Below are 10,084 nucleotides of genomic sequence, written 5' to 3'. Positions count from 1 at the left end.
GATCCTTCGGCACGAGCTCCTCGAGCGTGACCATCTCGAGTTCGTGCTGCATGGGCGTCGGTTTCTTGAGCATGACGCTCATTAAACGACAAAGCCCGGCGCATGGCCAGGCTTCGGGGGTACTTTGTCAGCAGTCTGAGCCCGTCCTTTGTGGACGGGCTTTTTTTATCGTGGCTCGAAGATCACGGATACAACCGCTCCCCTCGCGCCAGAAAATCACTCGACGTCCCAGATATCACGCCCGTTGAGCGCCTGCACAGGGCGTTGATTGCCATGATAGAAGGCCTCCATGGCGTGCAGTTGATGCTGGGTGATCGTGACGGGCTCCTTGAACTCGATCCAGGTCACGCCCTCCGAGCAAGGCGGCGTGGTCAGAGAACCGCTGTAGGTGTAGTAGCCGGTGCTTTTCGGCAGCAGTTCGAGCGGGTTGATCGTGACGCCCCTAGCCATCAATTCGGCATCCTTCTCATGGGGAATACGATCCAGCAATGCCTGAATGACCGGATTGGCTTGCATTCCGAGTTTGAACTGAACAGCCAGCACGAGCAGTTTGCCGTCGTCCGAACGGTGAACGAAGTGAGCGTCCATCACGCTTGCCTTGCCGGCGAAACGCTCTTCGCCCGGTGCATGGAAGTGGAACTGGACCAGTTGGTAAGATTGGTCGCCGAGAGAGAGGCTATCCGTGCCCGGTGCCGCGTTGAACTGCACAGAGTGCCCGGTATTGGTGATGTCGATGGGAAGGGGCTGGTAGTGGACTTTCAGCCGGGGCATATCGGCGGGCGCCTGCTTCGCGCTGCGGATATCGATCGGCGATTCGGCTCGGCCGCTTTCGCACGCGTGAAATTCTTTGCTGATTTCACCCCAGTGAGCGGGACCGTGTTCACCGCCGTAAGTCCATTCGTGGCTGGGTTCGGCCCAGGCGCTCGACGTAGCAAAGACCGCGCATAAGAATACGCCGCAGGACAATCGTTTGATCCCGTTCATGATTGTTAAATCACCTAAAAATTGACAGAGCGTCAGCCTGCGTTGGGACATGCGGCAGCACTATCGGACAAGTCTCAAAAGCCGGTGGTGCATGAGGCGCGTGGGGGTGCGGGCGCGTCTAACAAGCAGCCGGTTTCGGAAAACGCGTGCATCGGCGAGTCACACGCCGGTTTTTGAACGTGCAAAAATGCCGGAAGGCGCCACGCTAGGAACCCGGACGCCTCGCCCACGAGGAGACACATCATGAGCCAGGATCACGAACACCCGCATTACAAGGATGAGCAAGCGTCCGCGCCGATCGACTGGCGCGAGCACGGCGTCAAGGTCATCAAGGCCGACCAGCTCGACAGCAATACCGCGCAAACGCCGGGCATGAATCGCGCGGCGGCGATCAACGCGGCGCGCGTCGGCGCTCAGAAAATCTGGGCCGGCACCGTGACGATCCATCCGAATGCAAAGACCGGCGCGCATCATCACGGCGCGCTCGAGAGCGTGATCTACGTGGTGCGCGGTCAGGCGCGCATGCGTTGGGGCGAGCATCTCGAGTTCACCGCAGAAGCCGGTCCGGGCGACTTCATCTTCGTGCCACCCTATGTGCCGCATCAGGAAATCAACGCGAGTACTGATGATCCGCTCGAATGCGTACTGGTGCGCAGCGACAATGAAGCGGTGGTGGTGAATCTGAACATCGACGCGGTGGAAGCACCGGAAACGGTTTTCTGGGTCGATCCGATTCACAAGCATCCGCACGATCACTAACTCTCTTTCACCCGACTCATGACGCCGATCGCTTCGCTGCGCCCTCGCCTCATCACGCTGTATGCCGTACTGATCGCCGCGAATCTCGGCGCGTGGGCGTGGGCGCTGATCGCGTTTCGCCACTATCCGCTGCTGCTCGGCACCGCGCTGCTCGCGTATGGCTTCGGCCTGCGCCACGCAGTGGATGCGGACCACATCGCTGCGATCGATGCGGTCACGCGCAAGCTGATGCAGGCGGGCAAGCGGCCACTCGGCGTGGGCCTGTCGTTTTCGCTGGGCCATTCGACGATCGTGATTCTGGCGACGGCCGGCATCGCGTGGACCGCGCATTCGCTGCACGGCCGCTTCGAAACCTTCAAGGCGGTGGGCGGCACGATCGGCACGATCGTGTCGGCGGTGTTTCTGCTCGTGCTGGCATGCGTGAACCTCGTGATTCTGCGCGACGTATGGCGCCGCTATCGCCACGTCCAGCGCGGCGGCGAACTCGCCGCTGAAACGGCGGCCGGCATCGCGCCCGCCGGTCTGCTATCGCGCGCCTTGCGGCCGATGTTCCGGCTCGTCACGAAAAGCTGGCACATGTACCCGGTCGGCGTGCTGTTCGGCCTCGGCTTCGACACCGCGACCGAGATCGGCCTGCTGGCCATTGCCGCGTCCGAAGCCGGCAAAGGTCTGCCGCTGTATTCGATCCTCGTGTTTCCGGCGCTCTTCACCGCCGGCATGACGCTGGTCGATTCGACCGACAACGTACTGATGGTCCACGCCTACGGCTGGGCCATGGACGACCCGAAGCGCAAGCTCTACTACAACGCGAGCATCACGTTCGTGTCGGCGGTGGTGGCGATCGTTATTGGCGGCGTCGAAGCGCTGGGGTTGCTATCGGACAAGCTCGGTCTGAACGGCGGCGTATGGGACGCGGTGGCGAGCCTCAACGACCGCTTCGGCGAACTCGGTTATGGCATCGTCGCGACGTTCATGGCGTGCTGGATCGGCTCGGTGCTGCTGCATCGCTGGCGCCGCCCGGGCACCGTTGCGCGGTAAATCCAACTTGCTTTCGCGGAGCGATCGGTAACGTTTCCACCGCGGTTTCCACAGCGGTTTCCACCGCCGTTTCGACTGCGGCGGCGCAACGACGATTCCCGCGCTGCGGCGTCGCGTTTTCGCGCGGGCCATGCAAAGCAGCCCGTCGAGCGTTGTGACGAAGACACACACCGGCCCTTTTATCCGCCATCCGGGAACCGGACCGCGCGGCAGGCGCTCCGAACCAGTGGGCAATCGCTTACACTGAAACCGCATTTCAGCACGGCGGCTCATGACAGCTTTTTCGTCATGGCAATCAGCCGCGCCGTCGCGCGCATCCGGCGCGGCCCTTCAGAACCGACAGCAGAACGGACTGGACACTTCATCGATGAAGACTCCCGCGGATCGACTTACCGAACTCGACCTGGCCCGCCGCACGGCCGACGCCTACGGCAACCACGCCATCGACGAATTCATCGCCGGCCGCATCACGCGCCGCGATCTGCTGCGCTATGCCGGCGTGATCGGTTTATCACTGGCGGGCGGTGGCGTGCTGAATGCGCCGCTGGCAAGCGCACAAGGCGCACCGAGTCCGTCTAACCAGACGATCCGCGTGGCCCATCTGACGCCGGCCGGCGCGGTCGATCCGCTCACCGTGACCGATGCCGCGAGCCTCGCGCTGCTGAACCAGACGGGCGAATTCCTGATCGACGACGACGGCGAAAAACTCGTGCTGAAACCGGCGCTCGCCCTGTCGTGGAAGCCGAACGACAAGGGCGACGTGTGGACCTTCAAGCTGCGCCCGAACGTTAAATTCCACGACGGCCAGGCGTTCACCGCCAAAGACGTCGTAGCCACCTTCGATCGTCTCGCCGATCCGGCGAGCGGCTCAGCGGCCCTCTCGGTGCTCAAAGGCGTCTTGTCGAAAGGCGGCGCGAAAGTGGTCGACGAGCACACGGTCGCCTTCCATCTCGACGCACCGAACGGCAACTTCCCGTACTACGTTTCCTCGGACAATTACAACGCCGTGATCCTGCCCGCGAACTATGCGGGTGGTTATGAAAAGAGCTTTATCGGCACGGGTCCGTTCAAGCTCGAAAAATATCAGGCGAAAGTCGGCGCATCGTTCGTGCGCAATCCGGATTACTGGGGCGACAAGGCGCTACCGCAGCGCGTACAATTTTCGTTCTACGCCGACGAACAGGCGCAATTGCTCGCGCTGCAAGGCCATCAGGCCGACGTGATGGGCACTTTCACCGTGCAGGGCGGCGCCGGCATTCTGAACAATCCGGACTACAAGGCAGTCGGCGTGAAGTCGAGCGCGCATCGCCAGATTCATATGCGCAACGACAATCCGCTGTTCAAGGACAAGCGCGTGCGTCAGGCGTTGGCGTTGTCGCTCGATCGCGACATACTCGTGCGTGGCCTGTTCAAGGGCCGCGCGCAGCTCGGTAACGACAGTCCGTTCGCACCGGTGTTTCCGTCTTCCGATGCAGGCGTCGCACAACGAAAAATCGACGTTGCGAAAGCGAAGCAACTGCTCGCGCAAGCAGGCGTGCCGAACGGTTTCGACGTCACGCTGACCACCGAGAAGTACATGGAGATTCCCGATCTCGCGGTGGTCGTGCAAAACGCGGCGAAGGCAATCGGCGTGCGTATCAATCTGAAGGTGGAAAGCCAGTCGCTGTACTACGGTGCGGGCACGCCGGGCAAGTCGGATTGGCTCGACTCGCCGCTCGGCATCACCGACTACGGCCATCGCGGTGTACCGAACGTGTTTTTGAACGCGCCGCTCACCAGCACCGGCACGTGGAATGCCGCACACTTCAAGAACCCGCAATACGATCAACTGGTCGCCCAGTTCGTCGCGGCGATCGATCTGGGCACGCAGAGGAAAATCTCCGGACAGATCCAGACGCTGCTGCTCGACGAGACACCGGTGATCATTCCGTTCTTTTACGATCAACTGATCGCCATGCGCAAGGGTGTGAATGGCGTGCGCTTCACCGCGCTCGCGCAACTCTATTTCGACCGCGCGGTGTTGAGCGCGTAATTTGAATGCAAAAGCCCTGCACGCAAAAGCTGTGAACACAAAAACCGTGAATGCAGAAGCCGTTGAACGCATGAGCGCACGGCGCCTCTTCGGCAGGAGATCACGATGTCGACCACGGTGACCCCTTCCGCTTCGCCGGTCTCAAGCGGCAATGCTGGCCGCGTCGTGCGTTTTCTGGCGACGCGGGTCGGTTTGTCGTTGATTACGCTGTGGCTGCTGTCGGTGATCGTGTTCGCGGGCGGCCAGTTGCTGCCTGGCGATATCGGCCGCGCGGTACTCGGGCCGCTCGCTGATGCGCGCGCGGTCGCCGCGCTTAATCATCAGCTCGGCGCGGACCGGCCGCTCATGACGCAATACGTCGAGTGGATTTCGCATTTCGTGCGCGGCGACATGGGGCTTTCCTATGCATACCGTGAACCGGTCGGGCCGTTTATCGCGGACGCTTTAGCGCATTCGGCCAAGCTCGGCCTGCTCGCGTTCATTGTCGTCGTGCCACTCGGCATTGCGGGCGGTGTGTGGTCGGCCATGCACGCGGGCCGCTGGCTCGATCGCACCATCAGCATCGCCGGCTTGTCGGCGACCGTCGTGCCGGAGTTCGTCTCGTCAATCGTGCTGATTCTGGTGTTCGGCGTGTGGCTCCGCTGGTTGCCGATCGAAGCGTCGTATCCACCCGAAGCGAGCGCACTCGAACAATTGCGACATCTGATTCTGCCGGTGCTGCCGTTGGTGCTGGTGTTCTTCGGTTACATCGCGAGAATGGCGCGCGCCGGCACCGTCGAAGCGCTCGATGCGGACTACACCCGCACCGCGATCCTCAAAGGTTTGCCGCGTCGCACTGTGATCTGGCGGCACGTATTGCGCAATGCGCTGCTGCCGACCATCACGGTCGCCGCGACGCAGCTCGGCTACATGATCGGCGGTCTCGTGGTGGTCGAGACGCTGTTCCACTATCAAGGTATCGGCTCGCTGATCTACAACGCCGCCAAGGCCAAGGATTTTCCGATGCTCGAAGCGGGCGTGCTGACGATCGGCGTGGTCTACACCGTCGCCAATCTCGTCGCCGATGCGCTGCATGTCCTACTCAATCCGCGGCTGCGGGTGAGGAGCGCCGAATGAGCACCATCGTTCCGCCGGCCGCGCCGCCCGCGCCACGCCCGGCTACCGAACCGCGCTTCGACCAGTTGCGCGTGTTGCTGCGCTCGCCCACGTTTGTAGTCGGCGTGTTGATCGTTGGATGGTGGATCGTCTGTGCGATCGCCGGGCAATGGATCGTGCGGATCGACCCGTACGCATCCGATCCGCTCAACTCGCTCATGCCGCCCGACAGCACACATTGGTTCGGCACCGATCAGCTTGGCCGTGACGTGTTCTCGCGGGTAATCGTCGGCGCACGCGACATTCTGACGATCGCGCCTTTGGCAACCCTGCTCGGCACGCTCGCGGGCACGGCGCTGGGACTGATCGTCGGCTACTTCGAGGGCTGGGTCGACAACGTAGTGGGCCGCGCGATTGACGCCGTGCTCGCGCTGCCGCTCGTGATCGTCGCGTTGCTCGCGCTGGCCGCGGTCGGCGCTTCGAACTTCAATGTGATCCTCGTGATCGGCATCACCTTCACGCCGATCACCGCCCGTACGGTACGCGCCGCCGTGTTTGCCGAACGGCATCTGGATTACGTCGCCGCTGCGCAACTGCGCGGCGAACGCGCACCGTACATCATGTTCGCGGAGATTCTGCCGAATGTGCTGCCGCCGATCATCGTCGAGGCGACCGTGCGGCTCGGGTACGCGATTTTCGCGGTTGCGACGCTGTCTTTTCTCGGCTTCGGCATTCAGCCGCCTTCCGCCGACTGGGGGCTCGCGCTGTCCGAGTCGTACACGCTGATGGCGGGTGGTGCGTGGTGGACTGTCGTGTTCGCGGCCGGCGCCATCGCATCGCTCGTGGTCGGCGTGAATCTGATCGCCGATAGCGTGCAAGGAGTGCTCGACCGATGAACGGCCCGCCGCCCGCCTCGTTCCCCGCCTTCGACGTATCGAAGAGTGATCGCACGGATGCGCTGACCATCGTCGGCCTGACGGTCACGTACCGGATGCGTGGACGCGATCGTGAAGTTCTGCAGGACGTATCGTTTCGCGTGCGACGGGGCGAAGCGTATGGCCTCGTCGGCGAATCGGGGTGTGGTAAATCGACGGTCGCGATGGCGACGCTGCGCTATCTGCCGCGCAACGGCAAAGTGAAGGCCGGCAAGATCATCATCGCTGGCCAGGACGTGCAGAAGCTCGACGCCGACGCGTTGCGCACAATGCGCGCGAACGCGATTTCGATGGTCTATCAGGATCCGGGGCGAGCGTTGAATCCGTCGCTGACGATCGCACGGCAAGTCACGGAAGCATTCGAAGCAGCGGGCATCTCGCGTGACGAAGCGGCGCAGCGCACGATCGAGATACTGCAGCGTGTTCGCATCGCTTCACCCGAGCGCGTGATGGACAGCTACCCGCATCAGCTGTCGGGCGGCATGCAGCAACGCGTGGTGATCGCGATGGCGCTCGCCTCGAACCCGGCCCTGCTGATTCTCGACGAACCGACCACCGGGCTCGATGCCACCGTCGAAGCCGAGGTGCTCGATCTCGTGGCGCAACTGCGCGAAGAACTCGGCACTGCCGTGCTGTTCATCAGCCACAACCTCGCGGTGATCGGGCGGATGTGCGAACGCGTCGGCGTGCTGTATGCAGGCAAGCTAGTCGAGGAAGGCGCAACCCAGGACGTGTTCGCGCGGCCGCGTCATCCCTATACGGTTGGACTGCTGCGCTGCCTGCCGGGCGCGGGGCGCAGCAAGGACACCGAGCGGCTCGATACCATCGCGGGCCATCTGCCCTTGCCTGGCTCGGTCACACAAGGCTGTATTTACGCGGACCGTTGCCGCCTCGCCGACGACCGCTGCCACCGTGAAGCACCGCCGCCGTATCGTGTGAGCGCACCGCATGGCGATCAGATGTCGCGGTGCCATTACCACGAACGCGCAATCGAACTGCCGCGTGCGGCCGCGGAAATCTTGCCCCAGCAAGACGATGTGCCGCGTAAGGGCGAGCGCCCTGCCCTCGTACTGCGCGCGAAAAAACTCTCGAAGACATTCCACGTATCCGGCGCCCCGTTGCGCGCAGTCGACAACGTCTCGATCGATCTCGCGAGTGGCGAAACGCTCGGCCTTGTGGGCGAATCCGGCAGCGGCAAGACGACGCTCGCGAAACTGATGCTCGGCCTGCTCACGCCGGACGCGGGCAGCGTACTCGAGCTCGACGGCACGCCACTCGCCGCACGCGTCACGCGACGCAACGACGAGCAGGTCAAGTCGCTGCAGATCGTGTTCCAGAATCCAGACTCGGCGCTCAATCGCGCGCATTCGGTGAAGCGGCTGATCGGCCGTGCGTTGTCGCGTCTTACCGCGCTGCGTGGCGCCGCGATCGACGAACGGCTCGCCACCCTGACGGCGGCGGTGCGCCTGCCCGAGCGCTATCTCGGCTCGCGCACGCGTCAATTGTCCGGCGGACTCAAGCAGCGCGTGGCAATCGCGCGCGCGTTTGCCGGTGAGCCACGCGTGGTGGTCTGCGACGAACCCACGTCCGCGCTCGACGTCTCCGTGCAGGCCGCAATTCTCAACCTGCTTGCCGATCTGCAACGCGAACGTGGCGTGAGCTACGTGTTCATCTCGCACGATCTGCACGTGGTGCGCTATCTGTCGGATCGCATCGCGGTGCTGTACCTCGGCCGGCTGCTGGAGATCGGACCGGCAGCCGCAGTCTTCGGCGGACCGCACCATCCTTACACCGAAGCACTTCTGTCTTCCGTGCCGACGCTCGACGCCCACGACGGCAAGGCCCGCATACGGCTGTCCGGCGATCTGCCGAGCGCCGCATCGCCGCCGTCCGGCTGCGTGTTTCATACGCGCTGCCCGCGCAAGCTCGGCGCGATCTGCGAGCAGCAAGACCCGCCCTTCCTCGAAGCCGGCGGCGGCGATCCTGCCCAGCCGTCCGCGCATCGCATCCGCTGCCATATTCCCGTCGACGAACTGCGCGTGCTGCAAGCCGGCTCGCACGACAACGCCGGCAAGGCCTCCGGCAGCGGCTCAGAAAACGCACCGGAAAACGCCGCGCGTAACGAATAACGCGCAATAACGCGGCTTTCCGGCCACGCGTTTCATCGCCGAAACGTTTTTGTGCGTTTTTGCCTCGCGGGCATCGCATACCCCTATTCGACGCCCGTCGCCGCAAGGCTTTGCGAGCAATGGCATGGATATCGCTAAGTACCGTCCAGACACTCCGGGCCAAAGAGATCGGGAAAGAGAATCGGAAGCGCCGCTTGTGCGAATCGCCGTTGCAAGAAGCGATACGTGACGAAGCGCGCCGGACAGTATCTGCTGAAGCGCACGTAAGCGCTTGTCAGCGCGCCGGCTACAGAACCGGGAAGACAGTGACGGTGCTTGACTCGCGTCCGCAAAACAGACTCGGGGGGCGACGAGGCCCGCGTTCAGACAGGCCCGCCGTCAGCGAATAAGCGTGAGAGATGGCGGCAGCGAGGTGTCGGCGTTCCCCCGGGAGAGACGTTATGAAAACCAGAAGATTCAATCAGTACTACTTCGGGGTTATACGGAATACGGCAGTCGTGGCAGGCGTGGTTTTGCTGGTGACCCAGGTCGCGTACCCGGCTTCAACCGATGTAATCCCCAAGTGGATCGTGCTTGCCGATGCGCCGTTACCCGCGAGCGGCACACATGGCGCGACGCAAGTCGCGCAGGACGACGGGTCGGCGGCAGGCGCGGCGGCCACGGGCACAGCGCCGGGCGAACCATCCATTGCCGATGACGCAGCCCAGGTGTTCCAGCCGCACGATTGCACTAACAGCACTGTCGGCGTGTGTGCACGGCATGGCGGTGGCAGCGGCGCCAACGGCGCGGGCAGCAGTGGCGGGGGTTCGAGCGGCAATGGTGCCGGCGGAGCTGGCGCCTCGGGCAACGGCAACGGCGGTGGCCATGGCAATGGTGGTAGCAGCGGTGGTGGAAGTAGCGGGGGTGGAAGTAGCGGCGGTGGAAGCAGTGGCGGTGGAAGGAGTGGCGGTGGAAGCAGCGGTGGAAGCAGCGGCGGCAGCAGCAGCGGCGGCAGCAGCAGCGGCGGCAGCAGCAGCGGCGGCAGCAGCGGCGGCAGCAGCAGCGGCGGCAGCAGCGGCGGTGGCAGCAGCGGCGGTGGCAGCAGCGGCGGTGGCAGCAGCGGCGGTGGCAAC

Annotated in this window: 8 protein-coding genes; 7 read left to right on the top strand and 1 reads right to left on the bottom strand. The window is 63.6% G+C overall.

Features of this window, described 5'->3' with window-relative positions; all coding sequences use genetic code 11:
• Positions 1–216: 216 nt before the first annotated feature.
• Positions 217–984, bottom strand: a complete 768-nt coding sequence (locus VFE81_RS04665; protein WP_325043476.1) for a carbonic anhydrase family protein — start codon at positions 982–984, stop codon at positions 217–219.
• Between the two features lie 243 nt (positions 985–1,227).
• Here VFE81_RS04665 and VFE81_RS04660 point away from each other — a divergent pair, with 243 nt between their 5' ends.
• From VFE81_RS04660 to VFE81_RS04630, 7 genes are all read left to right on the top strand, one after another.
• On the top strand, positions 1,228–1,743 hold the full coding sequence (locus VFE81_RS04660; protein WP_325043475.1) for a cupin domain-containing protein: 516 nt from the start codon (positions 1,228–1,230) through the stop codon (positions 1,741–1,743).
• An 18-nt stretch (positions 1,744–1,761) separates the two neighbouring features.
• Positions 1,762–2,781: a HoxN/HupN/NixA family nickel/cobalt transporter gene (locus VFE81_RS04655; RefSeq protein ID WP_325043474.1), complete on the top strand. Its 1,020-nt coding sequence runs from the start codon at positions 1,762–1,764 to the stop codon at positions 2,779–2,781.
• A gap of 367 nt (positions 2,782–3,148) precedes the next feature.
• Entirely contained in the window at positions 3,149–4,813 is a 1,665-nt protein-coding gene (locus VFE81_RS04650) for an ABC transporter substrate-binding protein (RefSeq protein WP_325043473.1), read from the top strand.
• A 105-nt stretch (positions 4,814–4,918) separates the two neighbouring features.
• Entirely contained in the window at positions 4,919–5,929 is a 1,011-nt protein-coding gene (locus VFE81_RS04645) for an ABC transporter permease (protein WP_325043472.1), read from the top strand.
• On the top strand, positions 5,926–6,804 hold the full coding sequence (locus VFE81_RS04640; protein ID WP_325043471.1) for an ABC transporter permease: 879 nt from the start codon (positions 5,926–5,928) through the stop codon (positions 6,802–6,804). Before VFE81_RS04645 ends, VFE81_RS04640 begins: the two co-directional genes overlap by 4 nt.
• A complete protein-coding gene (locus VFE81_RS04635) occupies positions 6,801–8,972 on the top strand; it encodes an ABC transporter ATP-binding protein (protein WP_325043470.1) in 2,172 nt (723 codons plus the stop codon). The genes VFE81_RS04640 and VFE81_RS04635 overlap by 4 nt, the downstream gene beginning before the upstream one ends.
• 864 nt (positions 8,973–9,836) lie before the next feature.
• A partial coding sequence (locus VFE81_RS04630) for a hypothetical protein (RefSeq protein ID WP_325043469.1) occupies positions 9,837–10,084 on the top strand: 248 nt, incomplete at its 3' end.

Origin of the sequence: Paraburkholderia sp., from assembly GCF_035656215.1 — a bacterium.
In the GTDB taxonomy this organism is placed as follows: domain Bacteria; phylum Pseudomonadota; class Gammaproteobacteria; order Burkholderiales; family Burkholderiaceae; genus Paraburkholderia.
Note: the sequence above shows the minus strand (reverse complement) of the source record. Positions and strands in the feature narration are given on the sequence as shown.

Excerpts from the sequence above, each read along its gene's own strand:
- VFE81_RS04665 (WP_325043476.1), bottom strand. The coding sequence starts at position 984 with ATGAACGGGATCAAACGATTGTCCTGCGGCGTATTCTTATGCGCGGTC.
- VFE81_RS04660 (WP_325043475.1), top strand. The coding sequence starts at position 1,228 with ATGAGCCAGGATCACGAACACCCGCATTACAAGGATGAGCAAGCGTCC.
- VFE81_RS04655 (WP_325043474.1), top strand. The coding sequence starts at position 1,762 with ATGACGCCGATCGCTTCGCTGCGCCCTCGCCTCATCACGCTGTATGCC.
- VFE81_RS04650 (WP_325043473.1), top strand. The coding sequence starts at position 3,149 with ATGAAGACTCCCGCGGATCGACTTACCGAACTCGACCTGGCCCGCCGC.
- VFE81_RS04645 (WP_325043472.1), top strand. The coding sequence starts at position 4,919 with ATGTCGACCACGGTGACCCCTTCCGCTTCGCCGGTCTCAAGCGGCAAT.
- VFE81_RS04640 (WP_325043471.1), top strand. The coding sequence starts at position 5,926 with ATGAGCACCATCGTTCCGCCGGCCGCGCCGCCCGCGCCACGCCCGGCT.
- VFE81_RS04635 (WP_325043470.1), top strand. The coding sequence starts at position 6,801 with ATGAACGGCCCGCCGCCCGCCTCGTTCCCCGCCTTCGACGTATCGAAG.